The organism is Ruegeria sp. CDSB117 (assembly GCF_059611005.1).
The window spans coordinates 17,217-38,986 of the sequence record NZ_JBXWOS010000003.1; the positions used below are offsets into that span (position 1 = coordinate 17,217).

The window sequence follows — 21,770 nt, forward strand, 5'->3', positions numbered from 1 at the left end:
CGACCAGATTTGATTCAAAATCATAAACACTCATGAAGTAAGAGTTCGGAGAGAACCCGCACAAGGCAACACTCGCTTAGGTTGTGTGACAAATGGCTATCTTCTGTTCAACCAAGGGATCACCGAAATGCAGGACCTGATGACCATGATTACAACGCTCCGCCGCCCACGCCTGTTGGCTCGGGCCGCAAAAATTGGGGCGCAGGAGTATGATCGGGATCGGCATCTTCAGCGTGTTCTGGGATACGGATCACTGCCCGGCACAGGATCTGCGCTGGTTCGTCTGTTGGAATTGGAACGAGAGGTTAACGCCCAAAGGCTGGCCGAAGACGCCGCCTATTCGCTGGTCCGCCATCTGGACCTGCTGATCGCGCTGTTGGGCGAGGCGCAACTGTTCAAAGCCAGTCGCGCCGCGCAATATCAATGATCAGGTGAAGGCATCCGGCATGGATGCTTTCTTTTCCACCACGTATGCGTTCAATGCTTCGTTGACGGCGGGGTCGAGTTGCGGTTGCTGGTAATTGGCCAGCAGATGCTCGACCCGCGACGTGGCCAATTGGCGTGTGTCGCGCCCGCCTTCGTCTTCCCAGGTCTCAAAGGGTTTGTAATCCAGGACCTCGGACTTCCAGAACGCTTCTTTAAAATTCGCCTGCGTATGGGCACAGCCCAGATAGTGACCGCCCGGGCCAACTTCGCGGATCGCATCCATCGCCTGCGCGTTTTCATCATAGGCCACTCCCTTGGCCAGACCATGCAGAACGCCCAACTGGTCGGCATCCATGACGAACTTTTCGAAGTCTGCAACAAGACCGCCTTCAAGCCAGCCGCAGGAATGCAGCATGAAGTTCACGCCAGCCATCAGCCCCATGTTCAACGAGTTTGCGGTCTCATAAGCCGCCTGTGCATCAGGCAATTTCGAGCCGCAGAACGACCCGGCCGAGCGGAACGGCAGGTTCAGACGTCGCGCCAGCTGGCCCGCACCGTAGGTAACCATCGATGCCTCGGGCGTACCAAATGTCGGCGCGCCAGAGTTCATATCGATCGATGACACAAAGGCACCGAAAATCGCAGGCGCACCCGGACGGATGATCTGGCTATACGCGACACCAGCCAGAACTTCGGCCAGAACCTGCGTTAATGTCCCTGCAATCGATACCGGCGCCATCGCACCACCCACGATAAAGGGCGAGATGATGCAGGCCTGATTGTTCTTCGCATAAACTTCCAGCGCGCCCATCATCACGTCGTCGAAGGTCATCGGCGAGTTGATGTTGGTCAGCGAGGTCATCACTGTGTTTTCCTGAACGAACTCTTTGCCGAACAGAATCTCGCACATTTCAACCGAATCCTGCGCGCGGCTTGGATCGGTGACCGAGCCCATGAACGGCTTGTCCGACAAGGTCATGTGCGCCATCAGCATGTCCAGGTGACGCTTGTTCACCGGAATATCAGTCGGCTCGCACACGGTCCCGCCCGAATGGTGCAACCACTTGGACATATACGCCAGTTTCACGAACTTGTTGAAATCTTCCATGTTCGCATAACGACGGCCACCTTGCGCGTCCCGCACAAAGGGCGGGCCATACACCGGGGCCAGAACCAGATTGCGGCCACCGATGACAACCGATTTCTCGGGGTTACGGGCATGCTGCGTGAATTCGCTGGGCGCGGTTTTGATCAGCTGACGTGCCAGACCACGCGGAATGCGGACGCGTTCACCATCGACATCGGCGCCAACGTCTTTCCAGCGCTGCAACGCGGCTGGGTTGTCGACAAAGTTCACGCCGACTTCGGCCAGAATGGTTTCCGCATTGGTTTCGATGATTTCCAACGCTTCTTCGTTGAGAACCTCGAAGTTCGGAATATTCCGTTCGATGTATTTCGCCGTTTCGATGCGAACCGCGGTACGTTCGGCCCGGCGGGCGGCACCACCGCCACCTCTTGCCCGACGCCGGGTGTTTGCCTCTGCCATGAGAAGATCCCGTCTATTGATTGATTTGATCAGTTTGTTACAGCAAGCATTTGGGGCAAAGCATCTAATTTACGGCGCTATAGGGGGAAAAGCGACATCCGCAGGAACCAAAACCGTCAGGCACTTGCTCTGATCAGGAAAGTTCCTTCTCCATCAGGATGGTCTTTCCGCTCACCTCTTTCTCGTGCCACCCTAAGTAGAGATACATGGAGACTGTCGCTCGCATCAATTTATGCGTTCGCAACCTAAGCTTAGTGGCGCCCGTCCCCTTGGCTTCTTGTTCAGCTAATTCGATCAACTGCCTCGCCAACCCTGCCCCTTGTGCCTTTGGCGATACGGCGAGGTTAAATATCATCATCGCAGAATCGACCCGGTCAAAAACAATAAACCCGACGATGTCTTCATCCTTCGTGGCAACCCAAGCCTGATGCGCGGCGATGTCTTCGCCAACGCCGTCCGTGACATCGGGCAGATCAGGAATATCGCGCAATGCCTCCGCATAGGCCGCCGCAATGCACGTTGTGACGGCTTCGGTATCAGCAGCACTTGCGCGGCGTAGTATGAACTCGGGCATCTCGCGTTCTTTCTGTATTATCCTGAGGCTCAATTGCACAAATGACGTCATAGCGCTTGCACATGCAAGGCTTGCGACCTAATAGCCAACCATGACCCAAGACACCCATGACCGCCTTCTGATCATCGACTTCGGCAGCCAGGTTACGCAGCTTATTGCGCGCCGCCTGCGCGAGCTGAATGTCTATTGCGAAATCCACCCCTATCAAAAAGTCACGATGGACTTTGTGCGGGAAATGGCCCCCAAGGCCGTGATATTCTCGGGCGGTCCTGACAGTGTGACGCGTGAGGGTTCGCCCCGTGTCCCGCAAGAGATTTTTGATTACGGCGTTCCGATCCTTGGCATCTGCTACGGCCAACAGGTGATGATGCACCAGCTGGGCGGCAAGGTTGAAAGCGGACACGGCACGGCCGAGTTTGGGCGTGCGTTTGTGACCCCCAACCAAAAGCTGGATATTCTGGACGGCTGGTTCACCGATGGCGATGAACAAGTCTGGATGAGCCACGGCGACCATGTCAGCGAAATCGCGCCCGGCTTCACCGTTTACGGCACCTCCCCCAACGCACCTTTCGCGATTACAGCGGACAGCGACCGTCACTTCTATGCGGTTCAGTTCCACCCCGAAGTGCACCACACACCCAAGGGTGCAAAACTGTATGAGAATTTCGTCAAACTTGCCGGGTTCAAGGGCGATTGGACCATGGGTGCCTATCGCGAACAGATGATCGAAAAGATCCGCGAGCAGGTCGGCGACAAACAAGTCATCTGCGGTCTGTCCGGTGGTGTTGACAGCTCGGTCGCGGCGATCCTGATCCACGAGGCAATCGGTGATCAGCTGACCTGTGTATTCGTGGACCATGGCTTGCTGCGCAAGAACGAGGCCGAAGAAGTCGTCGGCATGTTCCGCGACAATTACAACATCCAGCTGATCCACGCGAACGAAAGCGATCTTTTCCTTGGTGAACTCGAAGGTCAAAGCGACCCCGAAACCAAACGCAAGATCATTGGAAAGCTGTTCATAGATGTATTCCAGAAACACGCTGACACCATCGATGGTGCAGAGTTCCTTGCGCAAGGCACGCTGTATCCGGACGTCATTGAATCGGTGTCCTTCTCGGGCGGCCCATCCGTCACGATCAAGTCGCACCACAATGTTGGCGGCCTGCCCGAAAAGATGGGCCTGAAATTGGTCGAGCCCCTGCGCGAGCTGTTCAAGGACGAAGTCCGCGCGCTGGGTCGTGAGTTGGGCCTGCCCCAGAGCTTTATCGGCCGCCACCCCTTCCCCGGTCCCGGTCTGGCGATTCGCTGCCCCGGTGAGATCACCCGTGAAAAGCTGGATATCTTGCGCGAAGCGGATGCGGTCTATATCGACCAGATTCGCAAGCACGGTCTGTACGATGACATATGGCAAGCCTTTGTGGCCATCCTGCCCGTGCGTACTGTAGGCGTCATGGGCGACGGCCGCACCTATGACTACGCTTGCGCCCTGCGCGCGGTGACATCGGTGGATGGCATGACTGCCGATTACTATCCGTTCAGCCACGAGTTCCTTGGCGAGACGGCCACTCGGATCATCAACGAGGTCAAAGGCATCAACCGATGCACCTATGACATCACATCAAAGCCACCCGGAACCATCGAGTGGGAATAATGCGAAAGCCGGGCTCTGTCCCGGCTTTTTTGTTTTTCACGCCGTGAAGAAATCGATAGCAATCAAATTGGTATAACCAAAAGCTACAGGCGCGCGGATGGAAACGGCCAGACCACAGATCGGCAAGGCAGCGCTCTGGATGACCGGGGCGATTGCCTCATTCTCGTCCATGGCAATCGCGGGCCGTGAGCTGAGCGTGACCCACGACACGTTCGAAATCATGTTCTACCGCAGCCTCGTCGGTATCTGCGTGGTCGCCTTGATCCTGACCCTGACGCGAAAGTGGCACCAGGTATCGACCGAACGGATCGGCTTGCACGGCATCCGGAACGTATTGCATTTCACCGGGCAAAACCTTTGGTTTTATGCGGTCAGCGTCATTCCGTTGGCGCAGGTATTTGCGCTGGAATTCACACAGCCGATATGGGTCATCCTGTTGTCTCCACTTCTATTGAAAGAGCGCCTGACGACCGTGCGCGTGTTATCGGCGCTGATCGGATTTGCGGGAATTCTACTGGTCGCCCGGCCGGGCACCGTGCCTCTCAGTGCAGGTGTGATGACCGCTGCTATGTCCGCTGTTTTCTTTGCCTTAACAACGATATCGACAAAGTCCCTCACTCGTTTTGCCAGCATCGGATGCATCATGTTCTGGCTGACAGTAATGCAAGCCGTGCTGGGGCTGATCGCATCGGGTATCGACGGACAAATCACCCTGCCCTCGGCAAGCACAGCTCCGTTTTTGTTGCTGGTGGGGCTGGCCGGGTTGCTGGCGCATTACTGCATCACAAATGCGCTGGCGATTGCCCCGGCAACCGTTGTGGTGCCGTTTGACTTTGCACGCCTGCCCACAATCGCGGTCATAGGTATGGTCCTGTATCACGAACCGCTGGATCACTGGACCCTATTAGGCGCTGCGGTAATTTTCGTAGGTATTTTCCTGAACGTTCACGCCGAGAATCGTAACAGTTTGGCAACACCTCTACGCGACACTCAACACAAGTAACGCACGGTCACCAGTTGACGATAAGGTAAAGCTCAAGAAAATAACGAGCACCACAATGCAGGTCAGTCCGCACCACATATCAACAGGCGCTGACCTCCAGGAGACCTAGAGGGAGGAACTAATGAAAAAAGCGCTTCTACAGGCGTGTGCGGTATGCGTTGGCGCAACCGGTGCTTACGCAGGCGGTCTTGATCGCAGCGGCCAGGGCGTCAACATTCTGTTTGAGGAAGGTTCTGTTGTTCAGTTCCGTTTGGGTTACGCAAACCCCGACGTGAGCGGTGAGCAGAACGGTGTTGATTCCGGAAACATCGCCAAAAGCTTCTGGACACCACACCTAGCATACAAGCATTCTTTTACCGATCAGTTGGACTTTGCTCTCATCTATGATGAACCGTACGGTGCCGATGTCGAGTACCCGTCGAACTATCCTTTGTCGCAGAACCCCTTGGCCGCTTTTGGTGGTCGCACGGACGTTTTGCGCGCTAAAGCGGATGTTGATGCGATTACTGCCCTGGTGCGTTACAAGTTCGATGGCGGCTTCAGCGCAATCGGCGGTATTCGCGCGCAGCGAGCCAAGGCAACCGTTGCTGTCCCGGTTGTTGCCGGTTACGAATTTGAATCCGGTTCTGAGGTTGACTTCGGTTACGTCGTAGGCGTCGCATGGGAACGTCCCGAGATCGCGGCACGTGTCGCACTTACCTACAACTCGAAAATCACACACGATTTCGACTCGACGGAGTCCATCAACCGGAGACCACCGCCCGTCCCTGCACCGCTTGTGACCGCACAGACCGAAACCGAAGTTGTGACGCCTCAATCGGTAAATCTGGACTTCCAGACTGGTGTGGCACCAAAAACGCTGCTGTTCGGCTCGATCCGCTGGGTTGACTGGCCGCAGACAGTTCTGGCACCGCCGGTTTATACTGCCGCTGCACAACAGAACCTGGTTGATTACGCGGACGACACCTTCACCTATACACTGGGTCTTGGCTACAAGTTCACCGAAGAGTTTTCCGGCGCGATCTCTGCGGGCTATGAAACGTCCTCAGGTTCCACTGTTTCGAACCTTGGCCCCACCGACGGTTTCTGGAGCCTTGGCGTAGGTGGTACATATACTTTCGAGCAGGCGCAGATTTCTGGCGGTATCCGCTATACCGATATCGGCGATGCGACCACCACAACAGGTGGCGAATTCTCGGGCAACTCGGCATGGAGCGTCGGCCTTCAGCTCACTTACACGCTGAACTGATCCCGCCTACCGAACCAACTACAAAAACCCCGCCACTTTTGGCGGGGTTTTTCTTTGCGCAAGTTTCGGGTCGAACATCGCCTTGGGGAATGCGAGAACGGGCTATGGAACCTCAAAAACACCTGTCTCCAAGGGCTTGGGCCGAACTGTTGCTTCTGGGCGTGATCTGGGGCGCATCCTTTATCTCGATCCGCGTCGCATTGGACACGATCCCCGTCATGACCTCGGTTCTGCACCGCGTATTCTGGGCGATGCTGGCGTTGTGGATCGTTGTCTGGGTTAAAAAGCTGAGTGTTCCCACCAGTCCGCGCATCTGGGGCGCATTCCTGATGATGGGGTTGTTGAACAATGCCATCCCATTCTCGCTTATGGCTTGGGGGCAGCTTTACATCGAAACTGGCCTGACCTCGATCCTGAATGCAGCAACCGCCGTCTTCGGCGTCCTGATCGCCGCTATGTTTTTCAAGGACGAGAGGTTGACCCTTGCTCGTGGTGTGGGCGTCGGTCTGGGGTTTCTGGGTGTAGCAATTGCAATTGGCCTCAAGAATTTCGCGACTTTCAACCTTCAAAGCGTTGCCCAACTGGCAATCATCGCAGGAACAGTTTCTTACGCGTTGGCCAGCGCCTGGGCCAGAATCAAGTTGTCTGGCTTGTCTCCCATAGTTGCCGCAGCTGGCATGCTGACCGGCTCAACCATTCTGATTTTGCCTGTTTCCCTCGTGGTCGACGGGCTTCCCGTTTTGAACTTGCCGGCGATCACGTGGGCGGCCATTGCCTATTACGCCCTGATCGCAACAGCCGGAGCGTACTTGCTGTACTACCGCGTTCTTGCCATGGCCGGGGCCGGAAACCTGATGTTAGTAACGCTTGTCATACCGCCAGTCGCCATCGTTTTAGGCACACTGGTGCGCGACGAAACCTTACCGCCGCAGGCCTTTTTGGGCTTTGCCGTGCTGGCGATCGGGTTGTTGATTCTGAACTGGTCCCGCTCACGTGATTGACGCCGCCCCCTGCCCGTTTTAGCTAGGTCAGAAAAAGGGACAGCGGACAATGATCTACAGCTCGGCAAAGGACTGGCGCGAAGCGGCCCGGAAAAAAGTGCTGTTCTTCGGCATGTCTGGGCTGGGTAAGACCTATGTGTCGAACGTGCTGCGCGATTCCGGGGACTGGTTCCACTACTCGATCGACTACCGCATCGGCACCCGGTACATGGGCGAATACATCATCGACAACGCCAAGGCCGAGGCGATGAAAGTTCCATTCCTGCGCGACCTGTTGCTGTCGGATTCGATCTATATCGGCTCAAATATCTCGTTCGAAAACCTGACACCGGTTGCGACCTATCTGGGCAAACCGGGCAACCCGGCGCACGGCGGGCTTGAGCTTACTGAATATCGTCGTAGGCAGGAACAGTTCCGCCTTGCTGAGATCCACGCCCTGTTGGACACCGAGTATTTCATCGACCGCGCCAAGCGTTTGTATCAATACCCGAACTTCATCTGTGATACCGGCGGGTCAATTTGCGAATGGGTCGATCCTGAGGACCCGGCTGATCATGTCTTGTCCGAGCTGTCCCGCCAAACCTTGATGATCTGGATTAAGGGCGATGAGGATCACACTGCAGAACTGATCCGCCGTTTCGATAAGGCCCCTAAGCCGATGTCCTATCAGGCAGAGTTTCTGACCCGGGTCTGGGACGAATACCTCACCGAACATGGTTACGCACCCGAGGACGTCGACCCGGACGCCTTTATCCGCTGGACCTATGCCCGTGCCTTGGCCCACCGCCAACCGCGCTATCAGGCCATGGCGGACAATTGGGGTGTCACAGTCACCGCTGATGACATGCACAAGATCCGCGATGCGGGTGATTTCGATGAGTTGATCGAACGCACCCTTGAGACCCGGACAAACCGGGCTTAATTACCGCCTCTACACAGTAACTCCAAAGGCTTGCACCTAATGCCGATCAAGATCCCTTCCGACCTGCCCGCTTACGACGTTCTCACCAAAGAGGGCGTCATGGTCATGGCTGCGGATCAGGCAATGCGTCAGGACATCCGCCCCTTGCGGATCGGATTGCTGAATCTGATGCCCAAGAAGATTCAGACCGAAAACCAGTTCGCGCGACTGATTGGTGCCACGCCTCTGCAGATCGACCTGTCGCTGATCCGCATGACCGAACATCGCACCAGGAACACCGCCGCCGATCACATGGCCGAGTTCTACCAACCGTTCCAAGAGGTAAAGGATCAGAAATTCGACGGCCTGATCATCACGGGCGCGCCGATCGAGCATCTGGAGTTCGATGACGTCACCTATTGGGACGAGATGACCGAAGTATTCGAATGGACTCAGACGAACGTCCATTCCACCTTTGGCGTTTGCTGGGGTGGAATGGCGATGATCAACCATTTCCACGGCATCGACAAACAGGCGCTCGATGCCAAGGCGTTTGGTTGCTATCGGCACCAGAATCTGGCCCCTTCTTCCCCGTTTTTGCGTGGGTTTTCCGATGATTGCGTGATCCCGGTCAGCCGCTGGACCACAATGAACCAATCTGAGATCAACAGCGCGCCCGGCCTGACGACATTGTTGGGAAGCGATGAGGTCGGCCCCTGTCTGGTCGAGGACCCTTCGCATCGTGCGATCTATATCTTCAACCATTTCGAATATGACAGTGATACGTTGAAGCAGGAATATGATCGCGATGTCTCGAACGGGACACCCATCAACGTGCCGATGAACTACTATCCAGACGACGATCCATCACAACCGCCGCAAAACAGATGGCGCAGCCATGCGCATCTACTTTATGGCAATTGGATCAACGAGATTTACCAGTCCACACCGTTCAACATGGAAGACGTTGGTCATTAAAGTTCTGATATTCCTTGGCCTCGTCCTATCGGGTCTGATTCTGCTCACCGTCTGGCGCGCAGCACAGAATGAGGCTGCGGCTGAGGCTCGGTTCCCCCCCGAGGGTGAAATGGTGATGGTCGACGGTATCGCCGTCCATGCGGTGGTCATGGGCGACGGCCCCGATGTGGTTCTGATCCACGGCTCCAGCGGTAACACCCGTGACATGACCTTTGCTCTTGCACCGATCCTGGCCGAGAACTTCCGTGTAATCGTGTTCGACCGACCCGGTCTGGGCTATAGCGATAGCTTCAACCCGGATGGAGAAACCATTGAAGAACAAGCGTTAATCCTGCAAAAGGCTGCAGCCCAATTAGGGGCCGAAAAACCTATTGTTGCGGGGCAAAGCTATGGCGGGTCCGTATCGCTGGCTTGGGCGGTCACCCGGCCCGACAACATTTCTGCCCTTGTTTTGATCGCACCGGCTGCAATCCCGTGGGAGACGCCGCTGGACGGTTTCAACAAGCTGGCGTCGACCGAGGCGGGCAATACGCTGGCCCTGCCCCTGATCACCGCATATGTCCCCGAATGGTATGTGGAAAAAGCGTTGGACAAAGTCTTTGCCCCGCAGACGGCACCCGAGGGATATTCACAGCACTTCGGCCCCGGCCTGACAATGCGGCGCGCCTCGATGCATGCGAATGCCAAGCAGCGGGCCAATCTGTTGGACGAGGTCCGCGCCCTACAACCCCGCTATGGCGAAATTTCCGTACCGACAGAGGTCGTTCACGGAACGGCTGACACCACTGTCAAGTTTGCCTGGCATGCAGAACAACTGGTCGACCAAATCCCTGACGCGGAACTGATCGAGCTTCCGGGTATCGGTCACATGCCGCAGGTTGTGGCTGCCCCCGAGGTCGCATCAGCAATAGACCGCGCCGCCGAGCGAGCGGGTTTGCGTTAAACTGCCAGCTAATCCATAGTAGGATATGGATTTTATGGCGAGGTAGCTAATGGCCCGTTCGGACAAAGGTTCCATTGAAAAGTATTTTCGCAGGGACGCCCCGAAAGAGGTGCGATCAGCCATTGAAAACGCAAAGAAAGACGACATTCTGAACCCGACCTACCCTTACGAAGAAAGAATGAAGCGTAAGGATTACGAGAAAGAAATGGATCTGCTGCAGATCGAGCTGGTCAAAATGCAATCCTGGGTCAGAGAAACGGGCAACCGCGTCGCGATCATTTTCGAAGGCCGCGATGCCGCCGGGAAAGGTGGTACGATCAAACGTTTTCGCGAGAACCTAAATCCACGCGGCGCCCGCAACGTGGCCCTCAGCAAACCCTCTGATACCGAACGCAGCCAATGGTACTTCCAACGTTACGTTCAACACCTGCCTGCGGCAGGCGAAATCGTGTTCTTTGACCGCAGCTGGTACAACCGCGGTGTGGTCGAAAACGTATTTGGCTTTTGCGAAACCGAAGAACGCGAACGTTTTTTCAGGCAAGTTCTGCCGCTTGAATCCGGACTTGTGAATGACGGGATCAAACTGTTCAAATTCTGGCTTAACGTCGGGCGCGCGGAACAACTGAACCGCTTTCTGGCGCGTGAGACAGATCCGCTAAAGCAATGGAAACTCAGCCCAATCGACATTGCGGGCCTTAGCAAGTGGGACGAGTACACGCAATCGATCTCGGAGACTCTGACCCGCAGTCACTCAGACCTTTGTCCTTGGACCATCATTCGATCGGACGACAAGAAACGCGCTCGTATTGCGGCAATACGAACTGTTTTGCACGCGCTGGACTATGATGAAAAGGACAAGAAGGCTATTGGCAAGATCGATCCACTGATTTGCGGCGGACCCGAGGTGTTAGACGCGTGATGACATTTTCGCGCTCCATTGCTGCCAAGGGTTGGACGAACCGGCAGGTGTGGATTATGTCTTGGTTCCCCAAAACTTAAACAAAAAGGCTCGTGACACAGGCATGGCGAAACGCGGGTATCACCACGGCAATCTCAAGCAAGCCCTGATCGAGGCCGCTCTTTCGCTGATCGAAGAAAAGGGACCGACCGGTTTTACCCTGTCCGAGGCCGCGAAGACCGCAGGCGTAACACCTGCGGCGGTGTACAGGCACTTTCAGGGGCGCGAGGACCTGATTGCCGAGGCCGCCCGTCAGGGCTTTGAAATGTTCGCCGACCTGATGCAGTACGCCTATGACACGGGCCAACCCTCGGCCTTGGCAGCGTTTGAGGCTACTGGTCGGGCCTATCTGGCTTTTGCCCGCAAGCACCCAGGGCACTACATCGCCATGTTCGAAAGCGGGATATCCGTAAACCGAACGCCTGAATTGGCGTTGGCCGCGAACCGGGCCAAGAGCGTGCTGGAGAAAGCGGCTGCAGACCTTTCTCAGCATATCCCCCCCGAAAAACGCCCGCCCGCGTCAATGTTCAGTGCTCACATCTGGGCGATGAGCCATGGCGTTGTTGAGCTTTATGCCCGAAACACAGGTGCCAGCTCTCCCTTTCCACCAGAGGATCTGCTGGAAAGCGGTATCGGTATCTATCTGCGGGGTTTGGGCCTGGTGCCGCAGGACGATTGAGGTTCGAGCTAGAACCTGGGCCTTGGTGCCGGAACACTAAGGCCCGAGGTGACGTTAATCAGATCCATCTGCCCCATGCCCTTGATATCCACCGGCCCAATATCCGAGACTTGAAACTCGTCAATCAATGCGTATTTCATCTCTGCCGGGGCGACGATATTCATTGGGTTTGCAAAGACTTGCAGGCGTGAAGCAATGTTCACGGCCGGACCAAACACATCGTAGACGTATTTCTGAATACCCACGACCGAGCCGACTGCAGGCCCCATTCCCAGACCGATCCGGGCCTGCCACTTATGCGGATGGCTTTCGTTGCGCCGTTCGAGGTATCGCAAGAACCGGACCGCGCAATGGGCCACGGCTGTCGCATGATCCGGTGTTGCATCCGGCATACCCGAGACCGCCAGATAAGCGTCCCCGATAGTTTTGATCCGTTCGCACCCATATTGTTCGACGATCCGGTCGAAGGCCGTGAAAACGTCGTTCAACTCGCTGAGTGTCACGGTCGGGTCGGTCTTTGCCGCAAAATCCGTAAAGCCCACAAAATCCAGCATCACGACCGAGACCTGATCGTAGAGCTGCGGCGTAACGACACCAAAGGTCTTGAACTCTTCGTACACGGCGCGTGGCATGAGGTTCAACAGCAGCCGTTCGACCCGCTCTTTCTCGCGTTCCAATTCGCGCGTATTACGTTCGACCATGGTCGAATAACTGTCGATCATACTCTCAAGCTCGCGAATGCGGGTGATGTTCTGAAATTCAACCACCAACACCTGTTCGGAAAGGCCGTTGGCCAGGGAAACCGCGACTGCGAATATCAGCGTCCGGCGCTTGGGTTTGACCTGTAGCTCGGCCGAATAGCGCAGGCCGGATTGTTTAACGTCCTCAAGCTCTTTTGGATCAAGGTCGGGAAAATAATCGAACAGGGTCTGACCTTCGGCCGGTGCCCCAAACCACTCGGTAAATGGACCGTTGTGAAACACGAAAGCCAAATCCGAAGCCCGCACAACAGCGACGCCGACACCGATCGCGCGGAGCAGCTGTTCGTTTATGGCCAGAATACTCATGCGGCGTCGCGTGCCACGATGATGCCTCGTTTTGACTCGATGGCATCAAGGGCAATTTTTATATGCACGTCTTCCATTCCATGCATCGACAGCGCTTCGCTGAAAAGCGCAGCCATCTCATCAAAATCGGCGTGAGAGATGTTCAGGTGACGATGAACTGCCTCGATCCTGTCATCGCTAAAGGATGCAGGTCCACCAACCAGGGACGAAACGAACTTGGTCTGATGATCAATCAAACGGGGCATGTCTATGTCTTCGAAATGATCGCCGATCTGATCGGACTCCAACGCCATTTCGTAAAAGGTCATCACGATCCGCGAGATCGTTTTGAAACCACCGTATCTTTCGTAAATTGTCTGCCCCACGACACATAACCCAAACGTTATTCACCACTAACGTCACGAGGTTATATCATATTGACAGTTTTGTTAACGCTTATGACGCGGGATGTCCGTTTAGGTGGCGTTGGTGAGGCTTGAATTTACACGCTCAGATCGTCGGCGCAGGGGATGAACCCGACATATCCCCCCTGTTCCAGCAATCGCGTCTGCCCCCCCATGCGCCAATACAGCTTGCGCCGGGCCGCGACCAATTCCCGCCGAAGGCGGAACCAAAGCGGCCCCTTATCCAGCCCGCTGTTGGTTTTCTGGTCTTGGGATCGTTCACTGACCTTCACCTCTTCGACCGTGTGATCTTGCTGTTTCGACCAGATCATCTGCACCCCAACAGCCGGAAAGCACTGATACATCCGCCAATCCGACCGTGGGATGGAGACGAAATCATCCAGGTGATCCGAATACTTTTCGGACCAATTCAGCAGTTTTTGGCAGGCCCGCTGAGAGAGCACATAGGCGGCCGCACTCGGGGCCATTTCCAGCATGGGCCGGACGGTGACGCCTGCGATACGCGTCTCTGGCCCAAATCGAAGAGATTTGGGGGAATAGTCCAGCTTCACCATGTCAAAGGCATCTGGCTCCGCCATCAGTGCTGAAATCACAGATCCTGCCTGAACAGACATTTCGACGTCATCTTCGAAAATGGCCACCGCTTGCAGGTTTTGATCCACGACCGCCTGCCAAACCGCGCGATGGCTTTCGAAACAGGCGATTTCGCTTTGCGTTAAACCCCAGCGAATCCCCGTTCCGGCAACATAGCCACTGGCGTCCACCACTCCGGGTATCTGAGCATCCGTCGCGCTGAACCGGGTGGCACCCTCCAAGCCGGCATGATTGAACTGCGTTTCCATGAAACTGCGGCGCGCTGGAACCCGATCTAGATTGATAAAAAAGGCACCCGTCTCTGGTGGCAGTTCCTGACGTCCCACGGCGTTTCCTTTCAAGCGGTTATGCCAGATACACACCGGTGAGGCGGACAATCAAGTCCGCGCTTGGGCAATAAGCATTGCGTTATGCCTATTCAGAATTAGAAGCCCCGATTAAGCTGCGCTGGGAAAACAATAAAAAGGATTCTTGGAATGACGTCTCATGGATATTCTGGCGGCCGCCTCAACCTTCCGTTTGTGGGCATTTCGACCTTTGGCAAGGCTCCGTATGTCGAGGATTGGGACAAAATCGAAGCCGACGTCGCCATCATGGGAGCCCCTTTTGATTTCGGCACGCAATGGCGTTCGGGCGCCCGTTTCGGCCCAAGGGCGGTGCGAGAGGCGTCGACCCTGTTCAGCTTTGGGCACGCAGGCGCGTATGATCACGAGGATGATGCTACCTACTTGGATGCGTCCGTCCGGATGGTCGATATCGGTGATGCGGATATCATTCACACCAAAACCGAAGAAAGCCACGCGAACATTCAGTTCGGTGTGGAAAAGATGCTGAACGCGGGCGCCCTGCCCGTCACTATCGGTGGAGATCACTCGGTCAATATTCCCTGCATCAACGCTTTCGAAAAGGATTGCGAGAAAAACGGACCCATCCACGTTGTTCAGATCGATGCACATCTGGACTTCGTAGACGAACGCCACGGCGTGACCGAGGGACACGGCAACCCCATGCGACGCGCGATTGAAAAGCCTTACGTTTCGGGCATGACACAACTGGGCATCCGGAACGTGTCATCAACAGCCAAAGAAGGGTATGAGGACGCCCGCGCCCGTGGGTCTGACATTCTGTCCGTGCGACAGGTGCGCAAGCTTGGTACTGATGGCGTTCTGGCGCGCATCCCCGAGGGCGCACGGTACTATGTGACGATTGATATTGACGCGTTCTGCCCTTCTATCGCCTCTGGCACCGGAACGCCCAGCCACGGAGGTTTCCAGTACTATGATGTCCTAGAGATCATTCAGGGGCTTGCGAAACGCGGAGATGTGGTTGGAATTGACCTTGTCGAAGTAGCTCCGAACTACGACCCGACCGAGAGCACGCAGATTCTGGCGGCTCAGGTTCTGCTGAACTTTATCGGGTTCATCTTCCACGAACGAGGCAAGAAGGGCTGATCGCCCTTCCTGCCAAATCACTTATGCACTGATCGTGTTGTGTTCAGGGCCATAGGGGAAGCCAGTGATGTTTTCGGCTCCGGTTTCCTCGACCACCAGAATGTCATGCTCACGGTATCCGCCAGCGCCTTTCTGACCTTCGGGAATCCACAGCATCGGTTCGATCGAGACGACCATGCCGGGCTCCAGAACCGTGTCGATGTCTTCACGCAATTCCAGACCTGCCTCGCGCCCATAGTAATGGCTGAGGATACCGAAGGAGTGGCCGTACCCGAAGGACCGGTACTGCAGCAGACCTTCGTCGGCGAAGAAGCGGTTGATCTCTTCGCAGATCCCCGAGCAGGTTGCGCCGGGTTTAATCAGGCTCAGACCCAGCTCATGCGCGGCAACGTTGGCTTTCCAGATGCGCAGGCTATCGGCGTCGGGTTCGCCAAGGAACAGAGTGCGCTCCAGCGCTGTGTAATAACCTGAAATCATCGGGAAAGTGTTCAGGGATAGGATATCGCCCTTTTCCAACGCGCGCTTGGTGACCGGGTTATGTGCACCATCCGTGTTCAGGCCTGACTGAAACCAAACCCATGTGTCGCGGTATTCGGCATCCGGATAAGCGCGGGCAATCTCGGCCTCCATCGCGTCACGCCCGGCCATGGCAATCTCGATCTCGGTCGCGCCTTCACGGATCGCGGCATGGATAGCCGCACCACCAACATCCGCAGTACGCGCGCCGCCTTTGATCAGTTCGATCTCTTCGGCTGATTTCACCATCCGTGCAGCCATCGTATCAGGCGCGATATCGACCAGTTCCGGTGCCCCCAGCATATCCAGCGCAGTGTCGCGCATTGCCAGGGTCATGTGGTCACCCTCGATACCGATCCGGCGCGCGGAGCCGATCAGGCTGGCTACAGCGCGCCAGTAGTTGTTCCGCTTCCAATCGGTGTAGATCACGTTCTCTTCGACCGATCGGCGCCAGGGCTGCCCGGCGTCGATATTGGCCGAAACCGTGGTGCAGGAATCCTGCGTTACAACACAGCCGTAAGGGCGACCAAACGAGCAATACAGGAATCCCGAGTAGTAAGCGATGTTCTGCATCGACGTCAGCAGAACTGCGGGAATATCCCGTGCCGCCATGGTCGCGCGCAGGCTGGCAAGGCGACGCTCGTACTCCGCCCGGCTGAATGGCAACGGCGCTTTGTCACCGTTGTGGCAGGTGAAAAACTCGGGGCGGTTGTTTAGATCTTCCATCTTTGACTCTCCTCAACGCCGGACTGGCATCGCCCGGCCACAAGTCCCGGCGTTCAGGACAAGCGGCCTCGGGATCCGAGAGCCATGCACCCCGCGTTGCGTCACGACGCCATCGTGACCGGGGAGCATGGTGAAATCGCTAAATCAGCTTTTGAGTCGCGTCAAGCCGGGGTGAGCCCCCGCAGGCGTTCAGACCGCCGCCGAAGCAGTTCGACCGTGGTCAGCAGCGCGATCGAGATCACCACAAGGATGGTCGCGACTGCCAGAATGGTCGGGCTGATCTGCTCACGCAGGCCGGTGAACATCTGCCACGGCAGTGTCTTCTGGCTGGCCGAGCCGACAAACAGGACCACCACAACTTCGTCAAACGATGTGATAAAGGCGAACAGGCCGCCCGAGATCACGCCCGGCAGGATCAGCGGCATCTGGATCTTGAAGAACGTCCGCACCGGACCCGCACCCATATTCGCAGCAGCCCGCGTCAGTGACTGGTCAAATCCGACCAGCGTTGCAGTCACCGTGATGATAACGAAGGGAATCCCCAGAACTGCATGCGCCAGCACGACTTTCACATAGCCAACGAAGTTCTTGTTCATGCCCAGCGTACCTTCCAAAAAGCGGCCGATGTCGCTGTAGAAAAAGAACATACCCGTGGCCGAGATGATCAGCGGAACGATCATTGGCGAGATCAGAATGCCCATGATGGCCCGACGCCCCGGAACATGCGACTGGCTAAGACCTATCGCCGCCAGAGTGCCCAGCGATACCGAAATGACGGTCGCAATTGGTGCGATGATCAGCGAGTTCTTGAAGCTACGCTGCCATTCATTGTTGGTGAAGAAATCGCGGTAATGCTTCAGCGAATACCCTTCAGGGTCCAGACGCAGCATTTCGGGCGTAAAGGTGAAAAAGTCCTGCGCATTGAAAGACAGCGGCAGAACCACAAGGATCGGTGTGATCAGGAACACGAAGATTGCCCCGCAGATCACCCGGAAAGTAAAATGCCACAACACCTGACCAGACGTCATGTAAGGCAGCAATTTTTGCCGATAGCGCCCCTCGTAGAGCCAGAAGATGAAGAAGGCAAAGAACCACCCCGCCAGCAGCCCGACGATCAAGCCTGTAATGCCTGCGAAGAAAAACCCAATTGCAGCAAGACCAAGTATCGTAATCCAGCGCGCAACGCGTTCGTTGTCCAGCACGTTGATATACAGCCATGCCAGCCCTGCCATCAAAGCAGCGCCGATCAGGATGCCCAGCAGAACGTTGTCCTGCCCGGCTCCGACGAACATGCCCAGAAATCCTCCGGCGATTGCGACAGCCGGCAGAACCACCGACAACGGTTTGCGGGATATTGGTGTAAGTGCAGCCATATTCTTTATCCCAGCTTGACGTTATCAATGCCGACGATCTTGTCGTAGCACCAGTATAGTAGAAGAACGACCGCCAGCAGGATCGTCCCCAGCGCCGCAGCCAGTCCCCAGTTCAGAGAGGATGAGATGTGGTACGCAATCCGGTTCGAAATGAAGACACCTTTGGTGCCGCCAACGATCTCGGGCGTGATGTAGTAGCCGATCGCCAGAATGAACACTAGGATCGAACCCGCGCCGATACCCGGTATCGATTGCGGGAAGTAAATCCGCCAGAAGGTCGTCCAGTTTGTCGCGCCCATGGATTTGGCCGCACGAGTATAGTACGGCGGGATCGTCTGCATGACCGAATACATCGGCAAGATCATGAACGGCAACAGGATGTGCGTCATCGCGATGATCGTGCCAAACTGGTTGTTGATGATCACCAGCCTTGCGTCATCGGCAACAAACCCCAGCCAGACCAGCGTTTCGTTGATCACACCCTGCTGCTGCAACATCACTTTCCAGGCGGAGGTGCGCACAAGCAGCGAGGTCCAGAATGGCAGCAGCACCAAAATCATCAGCATGTTTGAAGCCCGCATCGGCAGATTGGCCAGCAGGTAAGAAACTGGATAGGCCAGCAGAATACAGGACCCGGTAATGATCAGCGACATGAACAATGTCCGGCCGAACAGCTTGATGAGGATACGCTTATCTTCGGGTTGCGCTTGCGCCCCTTCGGGTGTGCGCTGCATATCAATAGCGTTCAGAAAGTATCCATTGGTGATCGGCACCGCGTGCGTCTTGATCACGCGCCAGGTGTCCACGTCCCCCCAGCCTTCGTGAATTTCGATCAGTTTTTCCTTAAACGGGGCGTCAGCTTCCGGATCCAACCGCTTGATCTTGCGTCCAGATTTTCGGAACATCGAAGACATTCCCGTCTGTTCATAATTCAGACGTGTCCCGAGTTTGGTATGTTCTTTCGCCTCAATTGCGGCAACCATGTCTTTGGTGAAGGCCGCGTAAAGCGCCTCGTCCGGTAGTTCTCCGCCTTCGGCATCCCAATTTTGCAACTCGACCACCGTCAGGGGGAGTGTTTGGGACACGATACCGTTCTCGACCGAGCGGAACAGCATCGACACGATCGGTATCACAAAGGACAGCAGCACAAATAGCAGCAAGGGCGCGATCAGAGCCAAAGCCCGAAGTTTTCGGCGGCGCAGTGATCGCGCCAAGGATTTCTTCAGCGGCGTGCCATCGGCAGCTAGCATCGGACCGGATTGAGTTGCGTCAGTCATCTGCGTCCCTTGGTCTTAGGTAAGCCGGGGCCAATGGCGGCCCCGACCGTGGTTTTCAAAACCGGCTTATTTCGCCAGCCAAGCCTGGAACTTCGCGTCGATATCGTCGCGGTAGTCAGCCCAGAACTCGTAGTTATACAGGAACGTGTTCTTGGCGTTTTCCGGATCGGTCGGCATGTGCGGCGCCATTTCGATACCCAGATCGGCGTGCTGACCAACCAGCGGTGCCGAAGATGCACGTGCCGGACCGTACGAGATCCACTTGGCCTGATCCGCCAGGCGCTGGGTGTCGGTTGCGAACATGATGTAGTCCAGCGCGCGCTGTTGACGCTCTTCGCTCAAACCAGCAGGAATGATCCAACCGTCCAGATCAAACACTTGTGCATCCCACAGCATGGCAACAGGCTGCTTCTGCTCTTCGATCACGCTGAACAGACGACCGTTATAGGTCGAACCCATGACGACTTCGCCGTCCGCCAACAACTGCGGCGTGTCTGCACCTGCGGACCACCAGACAACGCTGTCCTTGATAGTGTCCAGCTTTGCCAGAGCTTGATCCTGCCCTTCCGGTGTGGCCAGAACATCATAGACGTCATCCTTGGCAACACCGTCACACAGCAGCGCCCATTCCATATTGTTGATCGGACGCTTTTCAAGCGACCGCTTGCCCGGATAGCCTTCAAGATCGAAAATGGCACAAATCTCGGTCGGAGGGTTGTCACCGACCAAATCGGTGCGATAGCCGAAAGTGGTCGAGTATACAATTTGCGGAATAAAGCAGTCGCTTACCAGCAATTCGCCGAAATCCTCGGACGCGGGTGTGCCGTCAGGTGCCGGTGCCAGTTGACTGTCAAAGTCGATTTCCAGCGCCAGGCCTTCGTCGCACAGACGAATGGCATCCGCTGCCACAACGTCCACAACATCCCAGGTGATGTTGCCCGCTTCGTTCATTGCCCGCAGCTTGGCGACCGCTTCGTTCGAGCTGTCGTCGTTCAGAATGGTTACGCCGGTCTTTTCCGAATAGGGCTCGTGATAGGCTTTCAGCTGCGACTTGGAATATGCGCCGCCCCAAGAGACGATCGTCATCTCTTCGGCTGACGCGGCGCCGGCAACAGCCACAATCGCACCCGCCATAAGAGTGGTTTTAGTAACTTTCATCGTTAACTCCCTGTTTTATCCCGTTAATCTTGATCATTGCGGTTGGGCCACGGGGTAACCCTCCCATGCCTTTCCCCGCACATTATGGTGCCATGAGCGGGGCAATTCCTGATCAGGCGTCCAATGCCCGGCAGTCGCGCGCAAGCCAGCCGATTTCGACTTCCTGGCCCGGTGACAGCTTGATAGCGTCCGGGGCGTTTCGCGTCTTGATGATGAAGTCGTCATTCCCGGCAACCGACAGACGGAAGCGGAAGACATCGCCCATGTAGATGAACTCTTTCACCGTTGCCTTCAGTGTATGGGCATCGGCGTGCAGGCGATCCTTGTTGAATTCCACCCGCTCAGGCCGGATTGACACTTTGGTCCGATCACCTGCCGCGTGGACATTGACCGGCTTGGCGTCAATTTCAGATCCGTCATCCAGCGCCACAACACATTCGTCGCCGTTGATTGACTTAACAACGCCCTCCAATGTGTTGTTTTCACCAATGAACTGGGCAACAAAACTGTTTTCAGGCTCTTCGTACAGCAGATCCGGCGGCGCAAGCTGTTGAATGCGCCCATCGTCGAATACCGCAACGCGATCTGACATTGTCAGCGCCTCGGTCTGGTCGTGGGTCACGTAGACGGTCGTAATCCCAAGTTCATGGGCTAGACGCGTGATTTCAAACTGCATATGCTCACGCAGCTGTTTGTCGAGCGCGCCCAGAGGTTCATCCATCAGAACCAGCTCGGGCTCGAACACCAGCGCGCGTGCAAGGGCAATCCGCTGCTGCTGACCCCCAGACAATTGCGCCGGTCGACGGCTGCCAAAGGCCCCCATCTGCACCATATCAAGCGCCCGGCGGACTTTTTCTTCTCTTGCGTCCTTGCCAATTTTCCGCACTTCCAGAGGGAACGACAGATTTTCTGCCACCGTCATATGCGGAAAAAGAGCGTAATTTTGGAATACCATGCCGATACCGCGCTTGTGCGGTGGGATATTATTGATCGGTCGCCCGTCCAACATAATTTCGCCATGGGTGGCTGTTTCAAACCCTGCCAACATCATCAGACAAGTTGTCTTGCCGGAACCCGAGGGCCCAAGCATTGTAAGAAACTCACCTTTCGGCATGGAAAGGTTAAGGTCTTTTACAACAAGGATCTCGCCATCATAAGATTTTTGGACATGCTGAAACTCGACGAACGCTGCGTCATTAGACATTTACCGATTAGTCTCCCCTGTGCAGTCCTTGCCTGCCCGGTTCATCCGGATCTCAAAGACCTGTCGAGGTCATTTAAGGACATGCGGGGTG

General features: G+C 56.0%; 21 protein-coding genes. 11 read left to right on the forward strand and 10 right to left on the reverse strand.

The window, feature by feature from the left end; translation table 11 throughout:
- Window positions 1–127 precede the first annotated feature (127 nt).
- Window positions 128–427: a DUF6477 family protein gene (locus tag AC2FJC_RS04750; protein ID WP_108859085.1), complete on the forward strand. Its 300-nt coding sequence runs from the start codon at window positions 128–130 to the stop codon at window positions 425–427.
- Here the strand turns inward: AC2FJC_RS04750 and AC2FJC_RS04755 are convergent, their stop codons facing one another.
- Both AC2FJC_RS04755 and AC2FJC_RS04760 read right to left on the reverse strand, forming a co-directional pair.
- Window positions 428–1,972 carry a trimethylamine methyltransferase family protein gene (locus AC2FJC_RS04755; protein ID WP_496733110.1) on the reverse strand — a complete coding sequence of 515 codons (1,545 nt, stop codon included), beginning with the start codon at window positions 1,970–1,972 and terminating at the stop codon, window positions 428–430.
- 133 nt (window positions 1,973–2,105) lie between these two features.
- Complete coding sequence (locus tag AC2FJC_RS04760) at window positions 2,106–2,546, reverse strand: GNAT family N-acetyltransferase (protein WP_496738611.1); 441 nt, start codon at window positions 2,544–2,546, stop codon at window positions 2,106–2,108.
- 91 nt (window positions 2,547–2,637) lie between these two features.
- Here AC2FJC_RS04760 and guaA point away from each other — a divergent pair, with 91 nt between their 5' ends.
- The 9 genes from guaA to AC2FJC_RS04805 all read left to right on the forward strand — a co-directional run bounded on the left by guaA (window position 2,638) and on the right by AC2FJC_RS04805 (window position 11,909).
- Complete coding sequence (gene guaA, locus AC2FJC_RS04765; protein ID WP_496738612.1) at window positions 2,638–4,197, forward strand: glutamine-hydrolyzing GMP synthase; 1,560 nt, start codon at window positions 2,638–2,640, stop codon at window positions 4,195–4,197.
- Window positions 4,198–4,294: 97 nt separating this feature from the next.
- On the forward strand, window positions 4,295–5,200 hold the full coding sequence (locus AC2FJC_RS04770; protein ID WP_496738613.1) for a DMT family transporter: 906 nt from the start codon (window positions 4,295–4,297) through the stop codon (window positions 5,198–5,200).
- A 121-nt stretch (window positions 5,201–5,321) separates the two neighbouring features.
- Window positions 5,322–6,449: an OmpP1/FadL family transporter gene (locus tag AC2FJC_RS04775; RefSeq protein ID WP_282151079.1), complete on the forward strand. Its 1,128-nt coding sequence runs from the start codon at window positions 5,322–5,324 to the stop codon at window positions 6,447–6,449.
- 104 nt (window positions 6,450–6,553) lie between these two features.
- Entirely contained in the window at window positions 6,554–7,450 is an 897-nt protein-coding gene (locus AC2FJC_RS04780) for a DMT family transporter (protein ID WP_282118578.1), read from the forward strand.
- Window positions 7,451–7,499: 49 nt separating this feature from the next.
- Window positions 7,500–8,372, forward strand: a complete 873-nt coding sequence (locus tag AC2FJC_RS04785; protein WP_496738614.1) for an ATPase — start codon at window positions 7,500–7,502, stop codon at window positions 8,370–8,372.
- Window positions 8,373–8,411: 39 nt separating this feature from the next.
- Complete coding sequence (gene metA, locus AC2FJC_RS04790; RefSeq protein ID WP_058271457.1) at window positions 8,412–9,329, forward strand: homoserine O-acetyltransferase MetA; 918 nt, start codon at window positions 8,412–8,414, stop codon at window positions 9,327–9,329.
- Window positions 9,319–10,272, forward strand: a complete 954-nt coding sequence (locus tag AC2FJC_RS04795; RefSeq protein ID WP_496738615.1) for an alpha/beta fold hydrolase — start codon at window positions 9,319–9,321, stop codon at window positions 10,270–10,272. The genes metA and AC2FJC_RS04795 overlap by 11 nt, the downstream gene beginning before the upstream one ends.
- 49 nt (window positions 10,273–10,321) lie before the next feature.
- Window positions 10,322–11,191: a polyphosphate kinase 2 gene (ppk2, locus tag AC2FJC_RS04800; RefSeq protein ID WP_496738616.1), complete on the forward strand. Its 870-nt coding sequence runs from the start codon at window positions 10,322–10,324 to the stop codon at window positions 11,189–11,191.
- A 103-nt stretch (window positions 11,192–11,294) separates the two neighbouring features.
- Window positions 11,295–11,909: a TetR/AcrR family transcriptional regulator gene (locus AC2FJC_RS04805; RefSeq protein ID WP_058271885.1), complete on the forward strand. Its 615-nt coding sequence runs from the start codon at window positions 11,295–11,297 to the stop codon at window positions 11,907–11,909.
- An 8-nt stretch (window positions 11,910–11,917) separates the two neighbouring features.
- Here AC2FJC_RS04805 and AC2FJC_RS04810 read toward each other — a convergent pair whose 3' ends face one another.
- The 3 genes from AC2FJC_RS04810 to AC2FJC_RS04820 form a co-directional block, all read right to left on the reverse strand.
- The gene (locus AC2FJC_RS04810) at window positions 11,918–12,976 is read right to left on the reverse strand and encodes an adenylate/guanylate cyclase domain-containing protein (protein ID WP_496738617.1); all 1,059 of its coding nucleotides are present in this window, start codon (window positions 12,974–12,976) and stop codon (window positions 11,918–11,920) included.
- On the reverse strand, window positions 12,973–13,341 hold the full coding sequence (locus AC2FJC_RS04815) for a group I truncated hemoglobin (RefSeq protein WP_496738618.1): 369 nt from the start codon (window positions 13,339–13,341) through the stop codon (window positions 12,973–12,975). The genes AC2FJC_RS04810 and AC2FJC_RS04815 overlap by 4 nt, the downstream gene beginning before the upstream one ends.
- A gap of 116 nt (window positions 13,342–13,457) precedes the next feature.
- A complete protein-coding gene (locus AC2FJC_RS04820) occupies window positions 13,458–14,300 on the reverse strand; it encodes a glycosyltransferase family 25 protein (RefSeq protein ID WP_496738619.1) in 843 nt (280 codons plus the stop codon).
- Between the two features lie 150 nt (window positions 14,301–14,450).
- Here AC2FJC_RS04820 and speB point away from each other — a divergent pair, with 150 nt between their 5' ends.
- Window positions 14,451–15,425: an agmatinase gene (gene speB / locus AC2FJC_RS04825; RefSeq protein WP_496738620.1), complete on the forward strand. Its 975-nt coding sequence runs from the start codon at window positions 14,451–14,453 to the stop codon at window positions 15,423–15,425.
- 21 nt (window positions 15,426–15,446) lie between these two features.
- On the opposite strand, the gene AC2FJC_RS04830 is transcribed toward speB, so the two are convergent.
- The 5 genes from AC2FJC_RS04830 to AC2FJC_RS04850 form a co-directional block, all read right to left on the reverse strand.
- Window positions 15,447–16,667, reverse strand: a complete 1,221-nt coding sequence (locus AC2FJC_RS04830; protein ID WP_496738621.1) for an aminopeptidase P family protein — start codon at window positions 16,665–16,667, stop codon at window positions 15,447–15,449.
- A 161-nt stretch (window positions 16,668–16,828) separates the two neighbouring features.
- Window positions 16,829–18,040, reverse strand: coding sequence for an ABC transporter permease (locus AC2FJC_RS04835; protein WP_496738622.1), 1,212 nt, complete (start codon window positions 18,038–18,040; stop codon window positions 16,829–16,831).
- A gap of 5 nt (window positions 18,041–18,045) precedes the next feature.
- On the reverse strand, window positions 18,046–19,317 hold the full coding sequence (locus AC2FJC_RS04840; protein WP_496733095.1) for an ABC transporter permease: 1,272 nt from the start codon (window positions 19,315–19,317) through the stop codon (window positions 18,046–18,048).
- 66 nt (window positions 19,318–19,383) lie between these two features.
- On the reverse strand, window positions 19,384–20,475 hold the full coding sequence (locus AC2FJC_RS04845; protein WP_496733094.1) for an extracellular solute-binding protein: 1,092 nt from the start codon (window positions 20,473–20,475) through the stop codon (window positions 19,384–19,386).
- A 112-nt stretch (window positions 20,476–20,587) separates the two neighbouring features.
- Window positions 20,588–21,679, reverse strand: a complete 1,092-nt coding sequence (locus AC2FJC_RS04850; RefSeq protein WP_496738623.1) for an ABC transporter ATP-binding protein — start codon at window positions 21,677–21,679, stop codon at window positions 20,588–20,590.
- Between the last annotated feature and the right edge of the window lie 91 nt (window positions 21,680–21,770).